This is a genomic window from Pseudomaricurvus sp. ABR4_320, assembly GCF_056159445.1.
Map to the genome: position 1 here is coordinate 1 of NZ_JBSWVF010000029.1, position 23,246 is coordinate 23,246.

At 50.5% G+C, this 23,246-nt stretch carries 22 protein-coding genes and 1 pseudogene; 9 read left to right on the forward strand and 14 right to left on the reverse strand.

Features of this window, described 5'->3' with window-relative positions; all coding sequences use genetic code 11:
- Positions 1 to 273: 273 nt before the first annotated feature.
- The 3 genes and pseudogenes from ACXAFR_RS26015 to ACXAFR_RS26025 form a co-directional block, all read right to left on the reverse strand.
- Positions 274 to 1,047 carry a hypothetical protein gene (locus ACXAFR_RS26015; protein WP_475182768.1) on the reverse strand — a complete coding sequence of 258 codons (774 nt, stop codon included), beginning with the start codon at positions 1,045 to 1,047 and terminating at the stop codon, positions 274 to 276.
- A 572-nt stretch (positions 1,048 to 1,619) separates the two neighbouring features.
- A pseudogene (locus ACXAFR_RS26020) lies at positions 1,620 to 2,030 on the reverse strand (Orn/Lys/Arg family decarboxylase).
- A gap of 4 nt (positions 2,031 to 2,034) precedes the next feature.
- A complete protein-coding gene (locus tag ACXAFR_RS26025) occupies positions 2,035 to 2,499 on the reverse strand; it encodes a hypothetical protein (RefSeq protein ID WP_475182771.1) in 465 nt (154 codons plus the stop codon).
- A gap of 196 nt (positions 2,500 to 2,695) precedes the next feature.
- Between ACXAFR_RS26025 and ACXAFR_RS26030 the strand changes: the two genes are divergently transcribed.
- A complete protein-coding gene (locus ACXAFR_RS26030) occupies positions 2,696 to 4,960 on the forward strand; it encodes a S8 family peptidase (protein WP_475182772.1) in 2,265 nt (754 codons plus the stop codon).
- A gap of 57 nt (positions 4,961 to 5,017) precedes the next feature.
- Here the strand turns inward: ACXAFR_RS26030 and ACXAFR_RS26035 are convergent, their stop codons facing one another.
- Positions 5,018 to 5,143 (reverse strand): hypothetical protein, encoded by a 126-nt coding sequence (locus ACXAFR_RS26035; RefSeq protein ID WP_475182775.1) that lies wholly within the window; start codon positions 5,141 to 5,143, stop codon positions 5,018 to 5,020.
- Between the two features lie 151 nt (positions 5,144 to 5,294).
- Here ACXAFR_RS26035 and ACXAFR_RS26040 point away from each other — a divergent pair, with 151 nt between their 5' ends.
- The 3 genes from ACXAFR_RS26040 (at position 5,295) to ACXAFR_RS26050 (ending at position 6,527) form a co-directional block, all read left to right on the forward strand.
- Complete coding sequence (locus ACXAFR_RS26040; RefSeq protein WP_475182777.1) at positions 5,295 to 5,756, forward strand: hypothetical protein; 462 nt, start codon at positions 5,295 to 5,297, stop codon at positions 5,754 to 5,756.
- A 248-nt stretch (positions 5,757 to 6,004) separates the two neighbouring features.
- The gene (locus ACXAFR_RS26045) at positions 6,005 to 6,277 is read left to right on the forward strand and encodes a type II toxin-antitoxin system Phd/YefM family antitoxin (protein WP_475182779.1); all 273 of its coding nucleotides are present in this window, start codon (positions 6,005 to 6,007) and stop codon (positions 6,275 to 6,277) included.
- Positions 6,258 to 6,527 (forward strand): Txe/YoeB family addiction module toxin, encoded by a 270-nt coding sequence (locus ACXAFR_RS26050; protein ID WP_475182782.1) that lies wholly within the window; start codon positions 6,258 to 6,260, stop codon positions 6,525 to 6,527. Before ACXAFR_RS26045 ends, ACXAFR_RS26050 begins: the two co-directional genes overlap by 20 nt.
- A 100-nt stretch (positions 6,528 to 6,627) precedes the next feature.
- On the opposite strand, the gene ACXAFR_RS26055 is transcribed toward ACXAFR_RS26050, so the two are convergent.
- From ACXAFR_RS26055 to ACXAFR_RS26065, 3 genes are all read right to left on the reverse strand, one after another.
- On the reverse strand, positions 6,628 to 7,107 hold the full coding sequence (locus ACXAFR_RS26055; RefSeq protein ID WP_475182785.1) for an N-acetyltransferase family protein: 480 nt from the start codon (positions 7,105 to 7,107) through the stop codon (positions 6,628 to 6,630).
- 110 nt (positions 7,108 to 7,217) lie between these two features.
- Complete coding sequence (locus tag ACXAFR_RS26060) at positions 7,218 to 7,577, reverse strand: DUF4279 domain-containing protein (protein ID WP_475182787.1); 360 nt, start codon at positions 7,575 to 7,577, stop codon at positions 7,218 to 7,220.
- 86 nt (positions 7,578 to 7,663) lie between these two features.
- Entirely contained in the window at positions 7,664 to 8,575 is a 912-nt protein-coding gene (locus tag ACXAFR_RS26065) for a LysR family transcriptional regulator (protein WP_475182790.1), read from the reverse strand.
- A 118-nt stretch (positions 8,576 to 8,693) separates the two neighbouring features.
- Between ACXAFR_RS26065 and ACXAFR_RS26070 the strand changes: the two genes are divergently transcribed.
- The 5 genes from ACXAFR_RS26070 (at position 8,694) to ACXAFR_RS26090 (ending at position 15,867) form a co-directional block, all read left to right on the forward strand.
- Positions 8,694 to 9,449, forward strand: a complete 756-nt coding sequence (locus tag ACXAFR_RS26070; RefSeq protein ID WP_475182793.1) for an SDR family NAD(P)-dependent oxidoreductase — start codon at positions 8,694 to 8,696, stop codon at positions 9,447 to 9,449.
- Between the two features lie 107 nt (positions 9,450 to 9,556).
- On the forward strand, positions 9,557 to 10,447 hold the full coding sequence (locus ACXAFR_RS26075; protein WP_475182796.1) for a LysR substrate-binding domain-containing protein: 891 nt from the start codon (positions 9,557 to 9,559) through the stop codon (positions 10,445 to 10,447).
- Between the two features lie 239 nt (positions 10,448 to 10,686).
- The gene (locus tag ACXAFR_RS26080) at positions 10,687 to 12,972 is read left to right on the forward strand and encodes a TonB-dependent receptor (protein ID WP_475182799.1); all 2,286 of its coding nucleotides are present in this window, start codon (positions 10,687 to 10,689) and stop codon (positions 12,970 to 12,972) included.
- A 64-nt stretch (positions 12,973 to 13,036) separates the two neighbouring features.
- Complete coding sequence (locus ACXAFR_RS26085) at positions 13,037 to 14,437, forward strand: APC family permease (protein ID WP_475182801.1); 1,401 nt, start codon at positions 13,037 to 13,039, stop codon at positions 14,435 to 14,437.
- Positions 14,438 to 14,535: 98 nt separating this feature from the next.
- Positions 14,536 to 15,867 carry an aminotransferase gene (locus ACXAFR_RS26090; RefSeq protein WP_475182803.1) on the forward strand — a complete coding sequence of 444 codons (1,332 nt, stop codon included), beginning with the start codon at positions 14,536 to 14,538 and terminating at the stop codon, positions 15,865 to 15,867.
- On the opposite strand, the gene ACXAFR_RS26095 is transcribed toward ACXAFR_RS26090, so the two are convergent.
- Genes ACXAFR_RS26095 through ACXAFR_RS26125 form a run of 7 tightly spaced genes read right to left on the reverse strand, consistent with a single transcriptional unit; the run spans position 15,864 to position 23,196 of the window.
- Positions 15,864 to 17,159: a hypothetical protein gene (locus ACXAFR_RS26095; protein ID WP_475182805.1), complete on the reverse strand. Its 1,296-nt coding sequence runs from the start codon at positions 17,157 to 17,159 to the stop codon at positions 15,864 to 15,866. The genes ACXAFR_RS26090 and ACXAFR_RS26095 overlap by 4 nt on opposite strands.
- Positions 17,156 to 18,817 carry a VWA domain-containing protein gene (locus ACXAFR_RS26100; RefSeq protein ID WP_475182807.1) on the reverse strand — a complete coding sequence of 554 codons (1,662 nt, stop codon included), beginning with the start codon at positions 18,815 to 18,817 and terminating at the stop codon, positions 17,156 to 17,158. Before ACXAFR_RS26100 ends, ACXAFR_RS26095 begins: the two co-directional genes overlap by 4 nt.
- Positions 18,810 to 19,787, reverse strand: a complete 978-nt coding sequence (locus ACXAFR_RS26105) for a VWA domain-containing protein (protein ID WP_475182809.1) — start codon at positions 19,785 to 19,787, stop codon at positions 18,810 to 18,812. The genes ACXAFR_RS26100 and ACXAFR_RS26105 overlap by 8 nt, the downstream gene beginning before the upstream one ends.
- A complete protein-coding gene (locus tag ACXAFR_RS26110; protein ID WP_475182811.1) occupies positions 19,784 to 20,272 on the reverse strand; it encodes a DUF4381 domain-containing protein in 489 nt (162 codons plus the stop codon). Before ACXAFR_RS26110 ends, ACXAFR_RS26105 begins: the two co-directional genes overlap by 4 nt.
- Positions 20,262 to 21,245 (reverse strand): DUF58 domain-containing protein, encoded by a 984-nt coding sequence (locus ACXAFR_RS26115; RefSeq protein ID WP_475182814.1) that lies wholly within the window; start codon positions 21,243 to 21,245, stop codon positions 20,262 to 20,264. The genes ACXAFR_RS26110 and ACXAFR_RS26115 overlap by 11 nt, the downstream gene beginning before the upstream one ends.
- Positions 21,242 to 22,231 carry an AAA family ATPase gene (locus tag ACXAFR_RS26120; protein ID WP_475182815.1) on the reverse strand — a complete coding sequence of 330 codons (990 nt, stop codon included), beginning with the start codon at positions 22,229 to 22,231 and terminating at the stop codon, positions 21,242 to 21,244. Before ACXAFR_RS26120 ends, ACXAFR_RS26115 begins: the two co-directional genes overlap by 4 nt.
- Positions 22,222 to 23,196 (reverse strand): HAD family hydrolase, encoded by a 975-nt coding sequence (locus ACXAFR_RS26125; RefSeq protein ID WP_475182819.1) that lies wholly within the window; start codon positions 23,194 to 23,196, stop codon positions 22,222 to 22,224. The genes ACXAFR_RS26120 and ACXAFR_RS26125 overlap by 10 nt, the downstream gene beginning before the upstream one ends.
- Positions 23,197 to 23,246 lie beyond the last annotated feature (50 nt).

Genomic DNA, 23,246 nt, shown 5'->3' on the forward strand with positions numbered 1-23,246 from the left:
ACCAACACTTCAGGGACACGGCATCCCCTATGGCCTGCATAATTCTCTGTCTACGCTTCACAATGCTTGTTCGTCCGTGCTTCCTGCCTCTCAAATATTCCTCATTTAAGACTCCGCACATCGCGCAAGACTTGATACGGGTGGCTGGCTAAGCCTTGCCCGACAGGGACTTTCACCCTGCAAGTAGATGACAAGCTTCGCTTGTCGCACTAACGCCGCGCTCTGCGGCAAATTTAGAGCGCAGCGGAAAATTTGTCCGACAGCAGCGCCTTGTTAGCCGACGACACGGCGCCCCCATTGCTCGTTATTAAACTTGCAGTTTCCTGAGCGAATTTCGATATTTTTAAACCTTAATATCACTTGCTTCAAGGAAGACCAAACATCATCAGACAACTCGGTTCTCTGGAATGAAACATCAAAGGAATTGCCATTGTCCTTGCAATGTCTAAAAAATAAGCCCTGACTCGTTTGTTGTATCATGTCCACTGCCTGCAAATACCACCCATCATATTCCTGCCGTGGAATAGCTGATACGTCTTTCAGCTCTCCGGAGTAATACCGCCATCCTAAGCAATGTCCCTGCTCACTAAACCATTGCAGCCATTCTTCCGGAGTAGGCAGGTTATCTGCCTGGACAGAGATAAAGATCTCTGTTTCGCTTAGCCACGGCTCAACAATCTCTATCTTGTTTGGCTCTTGATTAATGGTTACGCTGCGGCACTCGATCTCAATAGGTTTAGGAACATCAAGAGTAAATAAAATAAAGCGACTATCCTTAAGATCTAGGCCTTCCATGCAGTGATCTTTAGACCATTCTCCTTCTTCTAAAGCCGTATTACTATTTACTCCCTCTGCTCTTACGGAGAATACTCTTAGAGTTCTCTCGGTATTAGCTTCATAAGTGCCTTCAATTTGGTAAGCAATCTTCAAGTAAATAGCACTTTTAGACTCCTCGACTTTGTAATCTAATAAGTAGCCATCTTGGAACCAGTAGTTTGATTCAAGCCATTTGCCAAAATCAGAATTATTTTCAAATACCTCGCTCAATGCTTCGATCTCTCTTTACGGCTAACATTTTGTTACGAGGCAAGCTCGTTTTGTCCATCTGCTAAAGCGTTAAATCATTGAAATTCAAATATATTTCTGAAGATTGCAACCGAGTAGCCCACTTTATCTGATATACCGGGCATGCCCATATATCTCACTCACTTTGCCTACTATTTTCCCATCAAATCCAATAAGAATCTGATTTATTTGAGTATCTTCAAAAACCTACTCCAAAATCAATATCCATTAAAATTCTATGGAATTAAAAAGGAAATTTTTAAACATTTGGCACATAAATTATCAATCAGACAATTTTAGTCTTTTATCCTCGATCGGATAGGAGCCGAAATATAGGAATCAGATTTTCAAATAGTTTTGACTTTGAGGTTAAAGCGGTAGGAATACAAAAGGAAGGGAACAACAAAATAGAGGTATCATGCGCCAAAAAGAGGCTTTTAGCTACCCTGATGCCAGCAAGCTTTCAAGAAAGTGTTTTCAATTAGGTCAATTCTTCGATGCGGCAACTATAACAACTACCGCACCACTATCGATCATTATTTTTCTTCAGGGAGCTACTCCCTCACACAATCAATCGCATAGTAGCTCTTGCCATCCCTCTTCTCTTTTACCAAGCCGTGAATGTCGGTTTCAAAGCCGGGGAACTGTGCTAAACGTAGATAATCCACAATGGCGTGGTTAAAGCGCTCTCCAGGAATTAGCAGCGGGATGCCCGGTGGATACGGAGTGACCAGAATAGCGGTAACTCGCCCCTCAAACTCATCAATCGCCACACGCTCGATATCCCGATGGGCCATTTTCGCCCAAGCGTCGGCGGGTCGCATGGCTGGCGTTAAATCGCTCAGGTACATTTCCGTGGTGAGTCGTGCGACTTCATACTAGGCATAGACATCGTGTATTTGGGTACAAAGGTCTCTTAGGCCATAGTCTTCATAGCTGGGGTTTTTCGCGACAAAGGCTGGCATGCATTCAACAATGGCTGTTTGTGTCGCAACAGCCTTTAAACTGCTGAAATTCAGTGACCAGAGTCTTCCAACGGCCTTTTGCAATACCGATGGTGAACATAATAAAGAAGGAATAGAGGCCGCATTTCTCAACAATAATGTCGTGTTCGCTCAGGTAGTTGGTCAGGATGATGGCGGGCATGCCCTGCTCGGCAAAGCTGCCTTCCACATCCAGCGCGGGTGTGATGATGGTCGCTTTGATGGGCTCGAGCATGTTGAAGCCTTCGACCAGCTTGTCTAACTGACACTTGTCTGCCTCTTGTACCAGGATCTGTGATGCGAGGTAGATCACCGCTAACAGCTTGTGAGTACTCTGGGTGTTGATGACAAAGGGATTCTTGGCAATTTTCTTCTGAATGTTTTCCCACTTAAATTCGCTTTTGGGGATAGGCCCGCTGCTGTTTTTAGCGACCGGTTTAATCCGCGTCATTAGAATACAAATCCATTTAAATTTAAACTACCAAATATTCCCATTTAAAACACATAGTTTTTAACAAATTTATAGAATCAATAATCATAAAATACTCATCATTTCATAAATACCTATCCTACTGACCAACAGCTTTATTGAATTGAACTTAATTGCGAAACGTTAATTTATAACTATCAATTGGTGGAGAAAAGGAATGGATAAAACCTTCAGCAAGTCGATCTTAGCCGCATGCGTACTCTCTTCAACTGGCTTTATCGCTGAAACTCAGGCTGATGAACATCAAGGAGAAGATGGAAAGCTATACAACCTCACAAATACTTTTACAGATGGTAAAGGCATCAAGTATGACGTTAAGCTTTTAGAATTAGCTAAAAAGTCGCAAAAAATAAACGTCATTATTTATTATAAAGGTGAAGACCCAAGTGATCAGTTAAATATGATCGACGAGCGATACAAACCAATTTTAAAAGAAACATCTGAACAGTTGAAGGTGATTGAAAACAAATACAGGCCTACTGATTCCCTGCCAGAAGAAGATGAAATTGAATTTATGCAATCTAAGAATGCGACGATGTCTGCCGACGACAAATCACTCGCAAAGTCTAAAAAAATTGAATTAGATGAAATGCTAGACAAGAAACGCAAGGAAAAAGCAAAAGTCATCGAAGCTGCAAGCGGCAAAAAGCTGGACGAGATCACAGCGCTCGTCAAGTCTGTCGGTGGGGAAGTACGTAAATATGTATCTTTAGCAAACGCTGTTAGTGCTTCGATTGATACCGAGATGCTACAACAATTGGCCGATTATGAAGATGTCTTGCACATCGAATATGATCATCCCGGGCAGCCAGAATTGGATATTAGCGTGCCATCGGCGGGTTATTATCCCTGGCACAGCGCTAATTTTGATGGAGACCCCTACGATTTTGGTATCGTCGATGACGGTGTGCAGGAAGATCATCCAGCTTTTACGAGTGCTAATTTTAACTTCTGTAAGCAACCTGGGGCTTCGGTTATAACTAAACATGGCACTGTTGTTTCAGGAGTAGTATTGAGCAACGACACAACTTATAGAGGAACTGCTTATGGAACCGACGCAGTCATCTGGGCTAATGCTGGAGATCAATCTACAACGATGTTAAACCTGCACTGGATGATTTCCGGGCCCTGCCAGGTGCCAGAGGTCGTCAATTATAGTTGGAGACATGGTGTCGCTAACGATACTGACTATTCTTCAAGCGACGCCTTTTATGACGCCTTTGTTCACCATTACAATACCATGATAACGAAATCGGCAGGGAATCAGTATTGGAGCGACACGTCTCCTACCATCACTCATCCAGCAACAGCCTATAACTTAATGGCCGTTGCAAATATGGATGATCAAAATACAGTGTACCGTAACGATGACATCCGAAACTGGACTTCCAGCGTCGGACCAACGCTTTTAAATCGCAAAAAGCCCGATATAACAGCTCCCGGAACCTCTATCATATCAACCAATAGCGATTGGTCTTCTCGAGATGATTTTCTCCCTGGTTCAGGAACCAGTATGGCCGCACCGCACGTTGCGGGTGCAGTTATTCTGATGGAAGACGGGGGAAATTATATCCCAATGGCGCAAAAGGCCGTACTGATCAATACTGCTGATGCATGGGATAGTAATGACACGAGCACAACAAGTGACGATGGCCGAGTGTATGGTTCGCATTGGGACAAAAGCTATGGCTGGGGTTACATCGATATGTCTGAATCCTATTTCAACCGCGGGGACTATTTTGTCGATTCTGTTGTCCCCAGAAACAACAATAATATTGCCAATGACTATAAACTTTTTAAGGGAAGAATGTACCCTGATGAAAAAGCAACATTAGTCTGGCAACGTCGCGCAAATTTTGTTTCGGGTCCTTCTGGAAACGCATTTACTTTAAGTGATTTGAATCTTCGATTATACGCCGAGGGCAGTAATAGCTCGCAGGATAGCGATCTCGATGGAAATGACAACGTACATCAGGTTGCAGCATCTTCTACTATGGATGCTGTAGTGAAAGTGTATTCGTGGTCAGCCAGTTTCGATGGTACGTCAAGTGAACGATTTGCACTGGCCACGGAAGAGAACTTTGATGCTGTGGCCCCTCCCAGCCTGCAGATACCAAACAAGACTGTCAGAGTAATATCACCTTCACGGTTTACAGTAAATGTAGATGTAAACAATATTGGTGGCGTCGACAGTTGCGAGGTAACCGTTACACGTGGCTCTGTCGCAGGCATTAACGGGACTTCGAGCGTGTCAATTCCAGCGATAGCCGAAGGAGGAAGCGGTGTTGCTAGCTTTACATTGAAAGCATCACTAGGGACAATTAATGTTCCCTTTACAGCATCTACTAACTGCTACGACGAAACGTATACTGCATCAGGCAACATCACCCTGCGTTCAGGGCCTATATTCATTACTCCTTAATGTATTGAAGAAGAAACATGAGAGGTGCTTGCGTTGAATCGAGCACTTTTTTAGATATTAAAAAAATGCCGTCTGATCGCCATAGCTGCTGCCACTCAAGACTAAGATACCTTCGAATTCGATGAGCGTAACCAACGCCCGGACACCCAGACCGGAAGTGTTTTCTGACACGTCAGCGAGCATCTAAATCATCCCACAGTAACATCCGATGCCAAACTCTGGGCCACATTCCTGGAAAGCATTTTTGCGCATCGCCGTTACCTTGACAGCCTTCAGTTCAGCAACATACTTAATAGACCTCATCTGAAACAACATCACCGAGAGAACTCATCACGTGCACGCTTCGCGTCTTACTACGCTCGAAGGATTACGGCTCTTTATCTGTGCCCATCGCGAGGCACTGCGAGATCAAGCCAATGTGCCACAAGCGCCGCTGGACGAGCGACTGGCATGCGCCACACCGCTGTTCGCCTACAAGCGCTTCGACGACATGATGGCCGCCCTGAAGAGCTTCCATCTACGTTCGTTCGGGCTGCTCGATGCCTTAGAGACACTAGCGCAATTTGGGGATGGCGCGAACAATCTCTATCTGGTACACGTGCACTGTGAGGACAACAACGGCCAATCCAATTTGCAGCCGGTATTTGTTGCGGCCCCAGATGGTGATGTTGCTAAAAGTTTCGCGTTTGCTTACGCGCAGAGTATCTTATCTGATTTTCGCCCAGGATTGGTGTGTGAACTCCGGCACACGCCGCAGTTGCTACCGAATCCGCTGCGCCCGTTGATTCCACGCTGAAGCGACCGCCTTGAATTCTCTGAAGGTAGAGCTGCCCCCTGCAACGCTCTACTAACGTTTCTCGACCATTTAATCTGCTCATACCGAATCATCAACACCCAACAGAGCATTAACTTGGGTGATCACACGCCAATCAGGACTAAAACACTCCGGACTAGGCCCATCCTAAGATGCTAGTCCCCATAGTTGCGCCTGCAATGGCTAGACTGCTATAGTTGTACGGAATTACCGTACGGTTGAGATTAAATATGGATACAGTCAGCGTAAATCAATTCAGAGACAAGCTAAAATCCTTTGTAGAACAGGTGGTTAACAATCACACACCCCTTAAGGTCACCCGACGCACTGGAGAATCTTTTGTGATAGTAAGTGCAGATGACTGGGAGAGAGACCAGGAAACCCTTCATGTCCTGCAAAACTCTAGCTTAATGAAGCAAATAGCTGAATCAATCGAAACACATCAGCGCAAAGAGGGCTACACCCCAACCAGTGAGGAGATGAATGAGATCACTGGTATTTGAAGGCCGGACCTGGGAAACCTACGAAGCAATCCGCGAGAAAGACAAAAGACTACATAAAGCTCTGTGTAAAATTTTGAAGGAAATGCTGCGAGAAGATCCAACTAAAGGCATGGGAAAACCCGAACAACTACGCCATAATTTGTCCGGTTTTTGGTCAAAGCGAATATCCCAAAAAGATCGTCTCATTTATAAATTTGATGAAAAGTCTGTTTATATATTCGCAATCGGGGGGCATTACGACGATCACTAATCTCGCCACCATGACGCTATTTACAATAAGTTTCCAGAAAATAGATTTTTTCAAGATCCCATCAAGGACGGTATGGATAAGTCACAGTGCCCTTTTAATTTCAAGATTCAGCAAGTGCAGTCAACGCCTCACCGGTCAGCTGGTAACCGATCCACTCGTCTTTCGATTTGGCACCCAGTGACTTGTAAAAATTGATCGCGGGTTCATTCCAATCAAGCACACTCCATTCAAACCTCCCACACCCTTTCTCCACGGCGATTTTTGCAAGATGCTTCAACAACGCCTTGCCTGCCCCACTCCCTCTTTCTGTCGGAGAAATGTATAAATCTTCGAGATAAAGTCCATGCTTGCCGAGCCATGTCGAGTAGTTAAAGAAATACACAGCAAAGCCGATTGGTGTACTGTCTTTCTCGCAGATTAGCGCTTTGGTCGCTGAGCCCTCACCGAAGATTGAAGCTTCAATCGTCGATTCGGTTGCAATGACTTCGTGCTCAGCGTTTTCATAGCGTGCTAACTCTTTAATAAATCTGAGAATCAAACCCGAGTCTCCTCGATTTGCCTCTCGTATCACTAATGACATAAATACTCCATTTTAAATCAGCGCTGTTCTCGTTGACGCGCTAACTCAATTTGATGGCATCGCTATTTGTTAAGGGAGCGTATCAACCTGTAGCAATGAGCAGAAATAAATTATGTTTCACCTTCACTATCTAGGTACACATCCCACGATACAGGTAACTTAAAATGGACGAGTGATGCCATAATTTTCAAATCTAAATAAGGCCCACCCTGTCCAGTTGAATCCCAAAAATTTGTAATATCTATATTACATCCCTTAGATCTCAAGCTATCTAGATTTTTTTCTTTTCCTCGCAACAGGTCCAGCAACCACTGTATATGTTCGACATTCACATTTGAAGAAACATGTGTTTCCGAGCAAAGAAGCCAAGAATTCCACTCTCGCCTTGAACGGTATTTAGAGGATAGATCCAAGGGCCAGACAGTCGTAGCTTGTAAGCGGAGAACAGCTCCGATATCTTCGGGAGACATATCTTTAGAGAAAACTCTCAGCGTAGAAAATGTTCTAGTACAAGCCACTTTTCACCTCGGCGTTTAACCAATATAAAAATAGATTTTTAGATAACACCAGCATCCCCCCCGTTCACCAACTCCAGCAACCAATCCATAAACAACGATACCCGCTTGGGCAATTGTCGTCGCGATGGATAGAGCATGGTTACCGGCATTGGCGCCGCTTCAAAATCATCTAAAATACCAACCAACAATCCTTTTGCCAGCACATCGACAGCACCAATTTTTGGTATCTGGATAATCCCGAGTCCATTTAGACAGGCTGACATATACGCATCGGTACTGTTAACGGTGAGGCTGCAAGGCATCTCGATCTGGCGTTCAGTTTTGCCGTCCATATATTCAAACACGGACGCGCCCGGCGATAAGCTCTGGGTGTAGTCAATGAGTTTATGGTGTTGGAGGTCGTCCAGTGTCTTTGGTTCGCCATGGCGCTCCAGATAAGCCGGACTCGCGCAGTTGAGTACCCGGTATTGCGCCAGGGGTCTCGCGACCAGGGTGCTGTCTTTTAAGCCGCCAACACGGATAACGCAGTCCACCCCCTCTTTAACCGGATCGATGGTGGTATCGGTACAGCTGATTTTGAGTTGGAGATTGGGATAGCGATCGAGAAAACTCTGCAGGTGGGGGAAGACCACTGTGGACGCAAAGCGGCTCGGCATATCTATCCGCAGGACCCCTCGCAACTTTTCGCCTCCAGTGAACTGACTTTCTATCGCTTCCAGCTCTCCCAGGAGCGCCTGGCATTGGGGTAAAAAGTGTTCACCATCTTGAGTCAAGGTGATTTTACGGGTACTGCGGTGGAAGAGCCGGGTGCCCAACTGTTGCTCCAAGCCCTGAATGGCGCTGGAGATACTGGATTTGGGCAGATCGAGGATTTCCGCTGCCCGGGTAAAACTGCCGCTTTGGGCCACCAACAGGAAGCGTTGCATGCGCTCAAATTTGTCTATGGCCATGGAGACATCCCCTTTTGTTCGTTATATACGAACAATAATATCAGATTAAGCTCGTTTATCCGACCGTTGAGAGCGCGTAAATTACACCCATCGCCAACAAATACGGAAGGAGATCACAATGAGTAAACTCGCATTAATCACGGGTGGTAGCCGTGGCCTCGGTAAAAGCAGCGCTCTGGCACTGGCAGACCAAGGCATTGATCTGATCATCACTTACAACAGCAATCAGTCCGCCGCGGACGAGGTCGTCAAGGCTGTTATCGCCAAAGGCCGGCATGCAGTTGCCCTGCCACTGCGTCTGGATAACACTGCGCACATTCCCGAGTTTGTTCAGTCGTTAAAAGAGGTTCTGCAAAGCCAATTTCAAAGGGATACCATCAATTATTTGGTCAACAACGCGGGCATGGGCATTCACGCGGCCTATGCTGATACCAGCGAAGAAGACTTTGATACCTTGATGAACACGCATCTGAAAGGCGCGTTCTTTCTGACACAAAGTCTGCTTTCGGTTATCGAAGATGGCGGCCGCATTGTAAATACCTCTTCAGGTTTGGCACGCTTCAGCCTTCCCGGTTACTGCGCTTACGCGATGATGAAAGGCGGCATCGAGGTAATGACCCGCTATCTGGCGAAAGAGCTGGGCAGTCGACAGATTATTGTCAACACCCTGGCCCCAGGTGCCATTGAAACCGACTTTGGCGGCGGCGCAGTTCGGGACAACAAAGATCTGAACAACTTTGTCGCACAACAAACCGCACTGGGCAGAGCCGGACAACCCGAAGACATCGGCCAAGCGATGACGCTGCTGCTGAGCGATGAAGCTCACTGGATTACGGGGCAGCGTATCGAGGTTTCCGGCGGGATGTTTTTATAAATCACCGTTGTAATTCCGGCTGATTCCATACTAAGGGACACTCGACCTCTGCGATCAATGGCGTCATTATGGCGCCCTGATCGTGTTGTTGTTTAAGGAAACTCGGTATGGACCGCCGAACTCTCCCTCTTTCGGCGTTAAGAGCTTTTGAAAGTGCCGCAGAATGTCTGCACCTTGGACGTGCTGGCGAGCGCTTGGGTGTGAGCCACGGTGCCGTCAGCCATCAGATCCGCGCTCTGGAAAAACAGCTCGCCTGTAAACTCTTTTACCGCGCTCACAATCGACTGGAATTAACACCGGAAGGCGTGCGCCTGTATCGTAGCGTTAAGGAAGGGCTGGATACCATTCTGGAAGGCGCCCGCAACGTCAATATTTCTGAAATCAGTGGCCCGATGGTGATTGCCTGTACGCAAACCATTGCCGAAACCTGGGCAACGCGATCCATTTGCGCCTTTTATCAGCGCTATCCGAGTGTGGATATTCGCGTGCAGGAGATCGCTCCTTTCCAGCAGAAAATTCCTGCGGATGTGGATCTTGCCATTTGCTACGGTCGCCCCATCGCGGGTGATCGGCAGTTGGTGGAATTGGGTATGCCCAATCTGTACCCGCTGATTAACCCGCAATTAATGCGTGGACGCGCAGCCATTGTGGACCCGAATGAAATCGCTGGTTTTACCTTGATTCACGACGGAGCAGTGCCTTGGAACCGATGGCTTAAAGCACATTGTGATAGCGACGTAACGGCGACCTCCAATATCCATTTTGCCAATACCAGCCAAGCGTTGAACGCCGCCGTTCTGGGCTATGGTGTCGCCCTCGGAAACAGCTTTGAAGCGCAGGATTTTTTGAGATCCCGCCAGTTGATTCGTCTGTTTGATTTACCGATTCGCGAACAGGCGACTTACTTTTTGTTGACGGCCAATGACAGCGCCAAACCGGCCCGCGTCGCTTTGTTCGAGCGTTGGCTTACCCAGGATAGGGTTAACCTGGAATCCTAACCTGCCCTCCTCCGAAAGTCGGAAACCTGCATCCGATACACGCCTGTGAATTTTTCTCACCAGGAGAGCCAATTTTCATCGCTTGAGAGGCGGTTTTATTTGAGTATATTTCACCAACAGCTCAGAGAATAGCCAAACATTATTACAAATATATTGAACACTGGCGTGACAGCCTGTCAGCCCATTAGGGCCTGACCGGTATTTTACGATTCAACGCGTTTTCGGGAGAGGAAGTCACCATGGGGAAGTCATGGAAGCAACAGTGTGCAACGGTTATCGCAGCCAATTCAATGCTCGCGGCCACAGCCTTCGCACAAACCAGCAGCTATTCACTAGAGGAAGTGGTCGTTACGGCCCAGAAACGCCAGCAAAGTGCTCAGGACGTGGGCATTGCCATTAGCGCGTTCGACAGCTCCTCACTGGAGCAGCTAGGCGTCAATCAAGCCGCCGACATCGCGCTACACACCCCCAACCTCAACGTTAAAAACGTTCTCAATAAATCAGCGCCAATCTTCACCATTCGTGGCATTGGCAACGCTGCTTTTACGTCGAACAGTGTTGCGCCGGTGGGTGTCTATGTCGACGAACTGTTTTTACCGACCAACACCATGATGAGCTTTTCCGTCTTTGATGTCGAACGCGTCGAAGTGCTGAAAGGCCCGCAAGGCACCTTATTTGGTCGTAATACCACCGCAGGAGCCGTCAGCTTTGCAACGGCGCGTCCAGCGCAAAACAACGAAGGTTTTATCAAGTTCGGCGCGGGCAACTTCGATAGCTACGATGTTGAAGCCGCGCAGAATATCCCCCTGACCGAGAGTGTTTCTGCCCGTCTATCCGGCAAATGGTCTGCTCAACAGGAAGGCACCTTCACCAACAAACTGGACGGTCGCAACCAGGACGTGGGCACAGCAGATATGTTTGCCCTGCGGGCAGGATTTTTGTTTGAGCTGGATAACGCCGACTGGTATGTGAATGTTCATGGCGGCCGTGATCGCAGCGAAAACGAACCCTGGGTGGGCATCGGCCGCAGTGCGCTGGATAACCCTACCGGTGCCGCGCCAGAACTGCCGGGCGTCAACGGACAACAATATCGCAACGACTGTCTGGACCGCTCGTCTAACAGCATCCAGTCGTTTATTAACAGCCCCAACTGTGTCAACCGCGTTGGCTATTACGACAGCTACACGGATACGCGCGAAGGCGAATTCAGCCTGACGCCGAAGATTGAGAGCGACAGTTTCGGTGTCTTGAGCCACCTGCAATGGTCCCTGAACGGCTCGGTCGATCTGGTCGCGGTTACCGCTTTCGAAACTTTGGATAAAAAAACCCAGGAAGATTTCGACGGCAGTCCGTTTCGCATTGGTGACACCACCTACGAAAACGATGCCCAGGTATTCAGTCAGGAAGTTCGTCTGATCTCTACCGAACCACTGGCCGGCGTCACCGACTGGATTGTGGGTGGTATCTACTATCAGGACACACTGAAGATTCACGACCTCTACGGTTATACCGACCGGGTGAACCACGATGTACTGGTCGATTTTGACCAAGATACCACCAGCACCGCCCTCTTCGCCCACACAGAAACCCAACTGGCCGACCAATTGCGATTGATTGCCGGAGTGCGGGTATCCCACGATGAAATCAGTTTTGATGGCGGCACTACGGTGGTTGATCTTGATGATGATTTCACCGGAGACGTCACCTTCTTCTCGGTCGATTCGCCCATTTTGGTGGATGACGAAACCATTACCTCGACCGAAGTCTCAGGCAAGTTGGGCATTGAGTACACCCCGGCCGATGACCTTTTGCTCTACGCCAGTTACAGTCGTGGCTATAAAGCCGGTGTCTGGAACGGTTTTTGGGCGGCTACCGAAGGCGATCACTCCTCTGCCGATCCGGAATTTATCGATGCCTATGAAGTCGGTTTTAAATCGACGTTGATGGATTCACGCCTGCGGTTTAACAGTGCGCTGTTCTATTACGACTACACCGACCAGCAATTGTTTGCCGATTTGCCCGATGGCCGCTACACCATTTTCAATGCGGGCACGGCCAAGGTCACCGGTGCGGAAGTTGAAGTCGATTGGTTGGTCACCCCCAATTTGGAAATTCGCGGTGGCGCCGCTTACACAGATGCCAAAGTATCTGCATCCGTCGGCCTGCTGGAATTCGACGATGCACAACCGGCCAATACGCCAGAATTTACCTACAACCTTCTGGTTCGCTATTCGGCCGATATCGCCAGCGGGCTGACGGCGTTTGCGCAATCTGACTACAGCTATCAGGACGATGTTTACTTCTCTCTGGATAATCTCGAAGCCATCAGTCAGGATGGTTACGGTCTGTTAGGTTTTCGTGCTGGCTTGCGCTCACTGTCGGGCTGGGAGCTGAGTGCCTGGGTGAAAAACGCCGAAGACAAACTCTATTTTACCGAGATTCTATCTTCCGGCAGCGCGGGCGTGGTCTCTGGGCAAGTGGGATCACCCCGAACTTATGGTGCAACCCTGAAGTTTGAATTCTGATGGCTACCATTGTGACAATCGTTAGGAGCCGCCTTGCGGCTCAACCACAGAGAGGCACAAGGAAATGACATCAGAGAATCGTAACGTCAAAGGGTCGAACAGTGCCCAGCTCGAACGTTCACTGTCCATGCGCCAATCGCTGGCGCTTGCATTTGGTTGCATGATTGGCTGGGGCTGGGTGGTACTGGTCAGCGAGTGGATTTTAAGCGCCGGCAGTATGGGTGCGGTAGGCGGCTTTGTCGCCGCCGCGGTGGTTCTGGTAATCGTCGGCATTATGTACGCCGAACTCGCCTCCGCCATGCCGGAAGTCGGTGGCGCACAAAACTATGGTCAACGGGCGTTTGGTCCCTTTATGGGATTTATCTGTAGCTGGGGCTTAATCCTTGGTTACGTGTCCATTACTGTATTCGAGGCAGTGGCTTTACCCCAGGTGAGCGAATATCTCGTCGGTGACCTCAATCATGTTCTGCTATGGCAGGTTGCTGGCAATGAGGTGTATTTGAGTTCCGCGGCGATTGGCGCACTTGGCTCACTGCTTATGTGCTATTTGAACGTACGCGGCGTGAAAACCTCTGCGGTGTTTCAAACGGCGGTAACCTGTGTGATTCTTATTGCGGGTGTATTGCTGTTTACCGGTGCGGCGAAATCCGGCGAGGTTGAGAATTTAAGCCCACTGTTTGTCGGCTCTATTGGTGGCAGTGTGATCGTCGTTATGGTTATGGCGCCGTTTATGATGGGTGGTTTCGATGTGATTCCCCAAGCCGCTGCCGAGATTGACCTGCCGCCGAAAAAAATCGGTCGCTTGATTATTCTCGCCATTATTCTCGGCGTGATCTGGTATTGCGGTGTGATTCTGTCGGTTTCGCTGTTGTTTAATCACGACCAATTAACCAGCGCGAGCCTGCCTGCTGTCGACGCAGCAGCTTTTGCCTGGGGTGGCTGGGGCGGACAAGTGTTGGTGCTCGGCGGCTTGGCTGGGATTCTCACCAGCTGGAATGGCTTTTTGGTCGGTGGTAGCCGCGCGATATATGCATTGGCTAAGGCCGGCATGCTGCCGTCGTTCCTCGCCAAAATCAGCCCTAAACACCGCACGCCCGTCAATGCAATTTATCTGATCACCGCCGTCGGCGTTATCGGCCCATTTTTCGGCAAGCAGTTGCTGGTGTGGATCGCCAACGCTGGCAGTCTCGGCTTTGTGGTTGCCTATCTGGTGGTGGCCATGTCTTTCGTTAAGCTGCGTATCAGTGAACCCGCTATGGAGCGCCCGTTTTACGCGCCTTGCGGCAAAGCCATTGGTGTGGTCGGCGTCGCCGGCACTCTGGGCTTATTGCTGTTGTATTTTCCGGGCAGTTCTGGCGCATTGGCCTGGCCTCAAGAGTGGGTGATCGTGTTCACCTGGTTTGCGGCTGGTTTGCTAGCCTACCGGCTTTCCGTGCCTAGCCGGGAAATAGTAGCCGTCCACTAACGTTCAATTTCCACATTTTCTCCCCTCATCCGGTCGCCCTTCTGTGACCAGCCGGATGAGTGGGAGCTTTTTATCCAATGATTTCTGGATGATGACCCATGACTTCAATTCTCTATCCAACCACCAATCCAAAGGCTTGCGAGCAGTTAAATCTGACTCGCGGCGAAGGGGTATATGTTTACGACACCAATGGCCGCCAATACCTGGAAGGCCTGGCCGGACTCTGGTGCACATCTCTCGGCTACGGCAACGAGGAATTGATTGCTACCGCTGAAGAGCAGATGCGCAACCTCAGTTTTTCACACATGTTCGGCGGGAAAACCCACTCCGCGGGGCAAGAGCTGGCAGAGCGTTTAACGGCGATGGTGCCGATGAAAAGCGCCAAAGTATTCTTCGGCAATTCTGGTTCCGATGCCAACGATACCCAAATAAAATTGCTGCACTATTACTTCAATGCGATAGGCAAACCTGAGAAAAAGAAAATCATCACCCGCGAGCGGGCCTATCACGGCGTGACCATTGGCTCTGGCAGCTTGACGAGCCTGCCCGCCAATCAGTGGCATTTTGACCACCCTACCGATGCGTTGGGTATTCTGCGAACTGACCACGCCCACTACTTGAGCGGACGTCAGGGAGAGGAATCTGAGCGGGAATTTTTAAGCCGTATTTTGCTGAATTTGGAAAACCTGATTCAACGGGAAGGCCCAGAAACCATCGCTGCGTTTATTGCGGAGCCCATCACCGGTGCCAGTGGCGTGATCGTTCCTCCTGCGGGCTATTACGAAGCGGTTCAAAACATTCTGGCTCGTTACGATATTCTGTTCTGGGCCGATGAAGTCATCACCGCCTTCGGCCGTACAGGCAATGACTTTGGCAGTACCACGATGGGCATTCAATCACCGGATTTAATGTCCTGCGCCAAGCAGCTGTCGTCAGCGTATTACCCAATCAGCGCCGCTTTGATCAAGGGTGACCTCTTTGATGCCATCACCGAACAAGCCGCCAAGTTCGGCGTATTTGGTCACGGCTATACCTACACAGGCCATCCCGTTGGCGCGGCCATTGCCAGCAAAGTACTCGACATCTATCAGCGCGATCGCGTGTTCGACCATGCTGCGAACGTGGGTAGTTATCTGCAACGCAAATTACAGGCGTTTAAAGACCAGCCGCTCGTGGGTGATGTTCGTGGGAAAGGCTTGCTGGCCGCTGTTGAGCTGGTCGACCCTAAAGCCGGCACAGGCTTTAACCCCTACCCTGCGGCGGCTCAGTATTGGGCGCAACGTTGTGAACATCATGGCTTGATTGTCAGAGCCGTCGGCGGCAGCGCTGTTGCACTTTGCCCACCCTTGATCATTACCGAAGCGCAGATTGATGAACTCTTCGATAAGTTCACCGCAGCGCTGGAAGACACCGTAGCGAAATACGGTTAAGAACGCGACGGGTTTAAGGGCGGCAAGGGATTGCGGCTCTTTCTCTGAGCCGGTGTTTTCAATAGATCCGTCATCCGCCTTTGCAGATGATTCCAGGCGGAATCCACTTCGGTTTTTGAGCCGTCGCAAAATCGACTTTCGCCAATCTTGAGCAGGCTTTGATTCACCTCTGTATCATTCATCACATCGACATCGAATAACGCTTTGGCTGTAACCAAAAACGTCATTAACTCGGTATAGTCGCGAGAACGAATCAGCCGATAGATTCGATAGCGGTTGAAAAGTCGACTCTTCCGCATGTGCTGGTACAACCGGCGATAGTGTTTTTCGCAAAACGCCCTGCAAGCCTCGCGATAGGTTACGCCAACCGTGAATAACATAAGCAACAACAGTATTTGCACCCACAAGGTTTTCTGCCCAAGGTGACTGACTGGCCCCACCCCATGAATAAGAAGAGGTATCGCTTCCAGTGTCGCCTCTTCCGGAGTTTGGGTTTGAAGGTTATACCAGCGCAGACGAATTGCAGGCAGAGTCACCTCGCCGGCAGATTGCGCAACCACCACCATTTTTTCAGTGCGACTTCCGCCCAGACTTCCCCTCTGCTCAACGGTTTCAACATCTGGCTCATCGGTATAGACCGAAATCTCCGCAGGAGCTTGCTCGCTAAACAGCTCCGGTATCATTAACGGAGAACCACCACTCACCGTTGCTGTTACCACCCGTGAAATACTGCCACCCACCGCCATAGATTCTGTTTCACCTTCCAGCTTTTGCGTCAAGGTGATTTGATCTGCCGCGAGGAACGGCTTTATGTCTTCGGCACCGGCTGGCAGCGATGCGGTAAAACTAATCGTCGGTGTTTTAACCGTGTCCTGTCGTGTCTTTCCCGATAGCGGGTCACTCCAGGTAACCAGAACATCTTCCAAAGGCAGTTGCGCGCTTCCGGGGACCATCGGCGCAAATCGATAAACTTGCCCTGTACCTGACCAGGTTTCCCCTTCAACCCTGGTTGATGTTGGGCCGCTGCTTTTCGCGCTGGAAACAATGTTCGGCAGATGCCATACGGGCCAACTCGGTGGCTGAGTCAAAAACGTTGGAACAACGACCGTCAAGCGTACCGTAACAAATTCACCGGGAACCACCTGCCGAGGTTCGACAGTTACCTGTAACTGGGGCAAAGCCTGCTTTGTTTTAGGCTCACTCTCAGCATCCGCCTGACCGTAGGCAACGAATGATAAAAGCATTATCACCAAGGGAGACAACACCGATAACTGCGTGCCCATACTGCTCATTGTTTTGCTCCGGTTGGCGTTCCAACCGGTGACTCAACAGAAGACTCGGTTGACGGCTTTGCTGAAGACTTTGCTGAGTGCTCCGTTGGAGGATTCGCTGAAGGCTCGGTTGAAGACTCTGTTCGACTCTGGCGCGCGGCTTCCAGAGCAAAACGTTGCTGCAAGAAGTCACCGGTATCGGTATCAACACTGCTCATCCACTGGTCGGCGCTGATCGGCTGCTCGCTGGCAAGCTGCTCTTCGGACACTTCGACATCCTGACCTTTCTGAGCCTCGTTATCATAGACAAGCTCGTCCGGCTTCATTTCAGTATCGTCTTCAGTGGCGGATTGCTCTTGAGCGTTTTCAATATATTCGACAATGCGTTTCGCCACTGCAACATTTTGAGCCGCGGAAACACGGTTTGGATCTCGTTTTTGCGCCAGTTCGAACGCTCTCAAACCGTCTCGATAATGTCGGGAACGCATATTGGCAATGCCCTGCAAGGTGGCCGCATCGGCACTCTCGACACGCTGCAAGATTTCGATTGCGGCTTCATACTGACCATCCCGAAACAGGGCATAACCTCGCCAAAGAGGGTCTTGAAAGGACTCGGCCGCCTGCGCAAACTTTTTCTGATTAAACGCAATTTGTCCCTGTTGATCCGATGTAAAAAACCAATCAGCCACATCGGCGTGGGCGTCATTCGGCAGTGAGAAACTCAATACCATGATGAGCATCGTCGGCGCAGAAGCGCGTATTGACACTCCACGCCGAAAGCACAGCAAGAGCAACAGCAACGCAGGCCAGGCGAGCCAATGCCCGCGATCTTCCCAAGGTTGGCGACCATCTTCCAGTAAATGCTGCTGATAAAAACGATCGAGAAGACGCTGTACACGGCGAATGTCTGAATCGTCTGGCGTGACGAAAACCACGTTATTTTGCGGCAACGCAGATAACCCTGGGTCTACGGAATCTTCAGGCAAGATCGCCAGCACAATCACCGGAATATTCGCCTGGACGATACCGTCAGCGTCCTGTCGCTCAAGACTGTCCGTCACCAACAGCACGGCGCCATCTGACGCCTCCTGCTGCAGAATTTCGAACGATAAACCCAGAGCCAGATCAGCACGGTTGCCAGAACTCGGCATAACATCCAGGGTAAGTCCTTCTAAGTAGGGTTGCACGATACTCGGATCTTCGGTCATGGGCAGAACTTGATGGGCGCTGCCCGCATAGGCAACCAATGCACTGCGGTCACCGCTCCGTGTGGCCAGCAAGTCCCGCAGCTTTTGTTTGCCCCGCTCCAGACGGCTGGGGGCAATGTCGGTGCCCTCCATAGAATCAGAAATGTGCAACGCCATCACCAGCGGCGGGGATTGATTCACCAGAGGATCCGCCATGCGTGACCAGGTTGGCCCCGCCGCGCCAATGGATGCCAAGACCACAGCAACCATGACACTGTCGATGGCATGCCAGCGGTGCGCACTCGCTTTACCTACGGTTAATGCGTCACGTAAGTGCGGCGCAAGACTGTCAGAGATATTTTGCTCTTGATAGGTTGAGTGCCGCCCTCTCTGTTTTAACCACCACCAAAACACCAGGATAAACGGCGTCAACAGTAACCAGAACGGACGCAGAAAATGAAACGCGTCGACGGCGATTGCGACGCTAGACATGGGGCTGTATCCCGCGCGGCATGTTTGACAGTAACAGCAGTACACCTGCCAGCGCGGCGACACTCATCGGAATCACGACAAGCGTCTGTCGAGGTCGGAAGGAGGTGGACTCCGTTTCGCGCGGCGCTAAACGGTCTATGCCTGCGTAGATGTCGGCGAGACTCTCACTGTCACCAGCAAAAAAATAACGCCCGTCGGTTCGGGCAGCAATGTCTTGCAGCGTTTGGATATCCAGCTGATCTTCGCCGCTGGCATCCGGATCGCCAACGGCGATGGTATAAATTTCAACGTCACGAGAGGCCGCAATTTCTGCCGCATTCACCGGATCCATGCGGCTGGCGGTATCACTTCCATCAGACAGTAAGATCAACAGCCGCTGATCAATGTCGCTGTTTTCAAAGGTTCGAATCGCCAAGCCTATGGCATCACCCAGTGCCGTATGAGGGCCAGCCATCCCCACTTCCGTATCATCGAGTAAGTCGACAATGGTCTGTAGGTCTTCGGTTAACGGCGCCTGCAGATAGGCCTTGGAGCCAAACACGATCAGCGCAACACGGTCCCCCTCGCGCTCCTTCACAAATGCTTTGATGACGTCGCGCACGGCTTGCAATCTCTGCTGCGGCCCGCTGGCTGATGGATAATCCTGAGTATCCATTGAGCCAGATATATCGATGGCCAAAATCAGATCCCGAGCGGGCTTGGATACTTCGACCGGCGCGCCGACGCGCTCGGGGTGAGCTAGCGCCAACACCAGCATCCCCCACATAATCGCCAAGGCAAATTGATGCCAGCGGGCTGTCATGGGAATAACAACACCAGGTTTCGGATCTTGGCCGAGGGTCAACGAAATCTGTCGAAAGAAAGGGAAGCGCAAGGCTGGCTGGATTTGTCGCAGCGGCGGCACCCATCGATAGATCAACACGGGCAAGGGCAGCAACACCAGCAACCAGGGATGGCCAAGGGATATCATCGCCCCGGCTCCTCACTTGCCCGGTGGCCTCGAATCCAAGAAACGGCAGCGGCGTGCAGCGACTGAGAGCAAAGTCGCGTACCAGAGACATAGGATGCCTGCAGTAAGGTTTCAGCCAGCTCACCTTGAAACTGCGCGGGGCCGGTGCGGTTGAGAAAGTGAATCCAGTCTTGGCCAATTAGTCCGGCAACCTGCTGTCGAGGCCACGCCACCAGCGCAGTGCGGCGCAAGACTTCTGCGACAAGGGCGGCGTCCACCGACGGATTAGACAGATCTCGCAGCGCCTGCCGACGATAAGCATTCGCCTGCCAGCGCTGCCAATAGCGAAAGCCTCGCCAGGCAACCAACGCTAAGAAAATGGCAGCGAGTACCACCCACCCTTGCGTTTCGGGCATCATGGAGATGGGCGGCGGTGGCTCTGGCACCTGTAGCTCAGACAGGAGGCTGACCAGATTTTCCGTTGTGCCTTCTTGACTAGCCGCCATGGTGAAAGCCCATTAAGCGCTCAATCTGCGGCAGAGTATCTTCTGCCGTTGTCAGGGGTAACAGCGAAAATCCGTGCTTATTCTGCCATTCAAACAGAGGTGCAAGACGTTTACCTGCTAGTTCTGCCAGTGATCGCCGCTGATGCTGATCCCCGGTATCGACAGCAATCTGTAACCGCCCATCGGAAACCACCATCTTTACATCCGCAGGCAGCTCTTGCGCCATAGGATCGGAGATCAATCCCAAAATCAGATCATTGCACTGACTCAGCCCGGCCAGTAACGCTTCGGTTTCATCATCCAGCACATCGAAATCACTGAGCACGATGATCAAATGATTGCGGGGCGCAATTTTTCTAACCGCACGCAATACCTGCGCTAAAGGCATAGGCGCAACGGCCGGTGCTGCCGCATGCAAGAGTTGGTTGGCGGCGCAGATTGCCGTTAAAAAACGATCGAGGGCAGCCCGGCTGCGCTGTGGGCGAATCTCTGCCAATTGCCGGTCGCCAAAGACGATTCCACCAATACGATCCCCCTGGCGAAGAATACGATACGCGGCCAGTGCGGCGGCCTCGGCTGCGACCACCGACTTCATCAAATGTCGAGATCCAAAAAACATCGACATACGCTGATCCACAACAATGAGTGACGGTCTATCACGCTCTTCGGTCATGACCCGAACATGGGGCTCACCCGTGCGCGCGGTTACCTTCCAATCAATGGTTCGAACATCATCGCCCGGCAGGTAACCACGCAACTCTTCAAAATTTAACCCCCGCCCCCGCAGTCTCGAAGCATGGCGACCATTCAATACAGAATGGGCTGGCTGCCTCGGTAAAAATGTCAGTTTGCTGGCCTTGTGTTCCAGACTGCGCAACTGCGCCATGGACACAGCAACACGCGGATCCCCAACCTGAGCGGGAAGCTTGCTGGCCATGCCTAAGCGCATTTTTGCTCGCGGCTGAATCGTCAAGGCAAGGCGACCTGCGAGAGCAATTCTGCGATAACGTTATCTGCGGTTTTACCTTCCCCCTGAGCTTCGAAGGTTAGGGTTAACCGATGTCGCAAGACATCGGCGGCGACAGCCCGTACATCCATCGGATCGACGTAATCCCTACCCTGCAGCCAAGCGTGGGTACGACTGCACTTGTCCAGTGCCAAAGAGCCGCGAGGCGAGGCGCCGATATCAATCCAGCGTGGCAAATCGTCACCGTAGCTTGCAGGCTCGCGGGTCGCGACAATCAACTGAGCCATATAGATCGCCATCGCTGCCGAGACATGAATATCCGCAATCGCCTGACGTGCTGTAAAAACAGCCTCCTGAGGGATTGCCGGCGGGATTTCAGCCGCATCGGATGGCCCTTTGCTCGACGCACGCTCTTCGCCACGCACCAACTCGATGACTTTGATTTCATCTTCCAACGGTGGATACGTAATGAGCACATGCATGAGAAAGCGATCCAACTGCGCTTCCGGCAATGGATAGGTGCCCTCCTGCTCCACGGGGTTCTGAGTTGCCATAACCATAAACAGTGGCGGCAATCGATGGCTCTTACCGGCAACAGTAACCTGTCGCTCCTCCATGGCTTCTAACAACGCCGCTTGCACTTTTGCCGGGGCACGATTGATTTCATCAGCGAGCACCAGATTGGCAAAGATTGGTCCGGCTTCAAAACGAAATTCATTACCATCCACCGCCTGGTGATACACTTCGGTACCGGTAACATCCGATGGCAACAGATCAGGCGTAAATTGAATGCGGGAGAAGTCTGCTTCCATATTGCGGGCCAATGCTTTGATTGCCCGGGTTTTGGCGAGCCCCGGTAAGCCTTCTACCAAGAGATTACCATTGGCCAGCAAGCCAATGAGAAGCCTCTCGATAACCGCTTCCTGACCGATGATTGATTCACCAATACGCTGCCGTAGACTGTCTATCGCCGAACGAGCATCTACGGCCATACCTGCTCCCAATCGTTCGCCATATCTACGATAAGCCAGCCACGTTGAGACGCTTCATCCAATCCTTTATCTAACGTGCCTATGTGACCATCACGATCGTATTTAAATTCTCGTTTGGCGTCCGTGTGATGAACAATCAACCCCAAACTGGGTCCTTCTGCCGACGTTGCCCATTCCAGCATTTCAAAATCACCGTCGGAATTGCCACCGACAAAGATCGGCTTACGGCCCAACCGGGAATCGATTGCCACAGGTTTACCCGCTTTGTCGTCAATAAAGGCAATGCCCGGATCTTTCATGATTACCGGTACACCATCCACAATTTTATAGCTGCTTTTGCCAGTGGAACCGATCACCTGTTGCGGCGGGATGTTGTAAGCCTCTTCCGCAAACGCGCGAATAAAGTGAATGCCGCCACCCGAGGTTATATAGGTGGTAAAACCCTTGTCTCGCAGATAAGACAACAGCTCTAGCATGGGCTGATATATCATCTCGTCATAGGCCATACCCGTTTTAGGATGCTTAGCCGTTTCCAGCCAGTCTTGCACCTCGCTGATAAAATCCTCCACCGATAACCCCGAATGCGACCGGCTAATAATTTCCAACAAACCTTCATTACCGGACGCGGCGACGGTTTTCATATCGCCATTGATCGCGGCTTTCAGCACGTTAGATTCGAGAATCGAGGGGTCAGTTTCTGACAACGTCTTTAATCGATCAATGGCGAAAAAAAGCTGGAAATACAGTGGCTGTTCAGCCCACAGTGTTCCGTCATTATCAAAGGTCGCGATACGCTCTGACTCTGGTACAAACTGATCGGAAGCAGGGTTGGTCACGGCAGTAACAAAATCAACAATGCGTGATTTGGTTGCGTTGTCTTTCCAGGAAGGTAAAGGATCGGCGAGGGTAAATGTTGTTGCCGCTGCGAAGACAAAAAAAGTAACGGCGAGGAGAAAAATTCGCATGGACACCTCGGTACAGTCAAGTACAGAAATACCGGAAGCATTGCGCTCCC

Excerpts from the sequence above, each read along its gene's own strand:
- ACXAFR_RS26095 (WP_475182805.1), bottom strand. The coding sequence starts at position 17,159 with ATGAGCAGTATGGGCACGCAGTTATCGGTGTTGTCTCCCTTGGTGATA.
- ACXAFR_RS26080 (WP_475182799.1), top strand. The coding sequence starts at position 10,687 with ATGGGGAAGTCATGGAAGCAACAGTGTGCAACGGTTATCGCAGCCAAT.
- ACXAFR_RS26100 (WP_475182807.1), bottom strand. The coding sequence starts at position 18,817 with ATGTCTAGCGTCGCAATCGCCGTCGACGCGTTTCATTTTCTGCGTCCG.
- ACXAFR_RS26060 (WP_475182787.1), bottom strand. The coding sequence starts at position 7,577 with ATGTCTCCCGAAGATATCGGAGCTGTTCTCCGCTTACAAGCTACGACT.
- ACXAFR_RS26085 (WP_475182801.1), top strand. The coding sequence starts at position 13,037 with ATGACATCAGAGAATCGTAACGTCAAAGGGTCGAACAGTGCCCAGCTC.
- ACXAFR_RS26025 (WP_475182771.1), bottom strand. The coding sequence starts at position 2,499 with ATGACGCGGATTAAACCGGTCGCTAAAAACAGCAGCGGGCCTATCCCC.
- ACXAFR_RS26070 (WP_475182793.1), top strand. The coding sequence starts at position 8,694 with ATGAGTAAACTCGCATTAATCACGGGTGGTAGCCGTGGCCTCGGTAAA.
- ACXAFR_RS26030 (WP_475182772.1), top strand. The coding sequence starts at position 2,696 with ATGGATAAAACCTTCAGCAAGTCGATCTTAGCCGCATGCGTACTCTCT.
- ACXAFR_RS26110 (WP_475182811.1), bottom strand. The coding sequence starts at position 20,272 with ATGGCGGCTAGTCAAGAAGGCACAACGGAAAATCTGGTCAGCCTCCTG.
- ACXAFR_RS26120 (WP_475182815.1), bottom strand. The coding sequence starts at position 22,231 with ATGGCCGTAGATGCTCGTTCGGCGATAGACAGTCTACGGCAGCGTATT.
- ACXAFR_RS26050 (WP_475182782.1), top strand. The coding sequence starts at position 6,258 with ATGAGATCACTGGTATTTGAAGGCCGGACCTGGGAAACCTACGAAGCA.
- ACXAFR_RS26035 (WP_475182775.1), bottom strand. The coding sequence starts at position 5,143 with ATGCTCGCTGACGTGTCAGAAAACACTTCCGGTCTGGGTGTCCGGGCG.
- ACXAFR_RS26090 (WP_475182803.1), top strand. The coding sequence starts at position 14,536 with ATGACTTCAATTCTCTATCCAACCACCAATCCAAAGGCTTGCGAGCAG.
- ACXAFR_RS26055 (WP_475182785.1), bottom strand. The coding sequence starts at position 7,107 with ATGTCATTAGTGATACGAGAGGCAAATCGAGGAGACTCGGGTTTGATT.
- ACXAFR_RS26065 (WP_475182790.1), bottom strand. The coding sequence starts at position 8,575 with ATGGCCATAGACAAATTTGAGCGCATGCAACGCTTCCTGTTGGTGGCC.
- ACXAFR_RS26045 (WP_475182779.1), top strand. The coding sequence starts at position 6,005 with ATGGATACAGTCAGCGTAAATCAATTCAGAGACAAGCTAAAATCCTTT.
- ACXAFR_RS26075 (WP_475182796.1), top strand. The coding sequence starts at position 9,557 with ATGGACCGCCGAACTCTCCCTCTTTCGGCGTTAAGAGCTTTTGAAAGT.
- ACXAFR_RS26105 (WP_475182809.1), bottom strand. The coding sequence starts at position 19,787 with ATGATATCCCTTGGCCATCCCTGGTTGCTGGTGTTGCTGCCCTTGCCC.
- ACXAFR_RS26125 (WP_475182819.1), bottom strand. The coding sequence starts at position 23,196 with ATGCGAATTTTTCTCCTCGCCGTTACTTTTTTTGTCTTCGCAGCGGCA.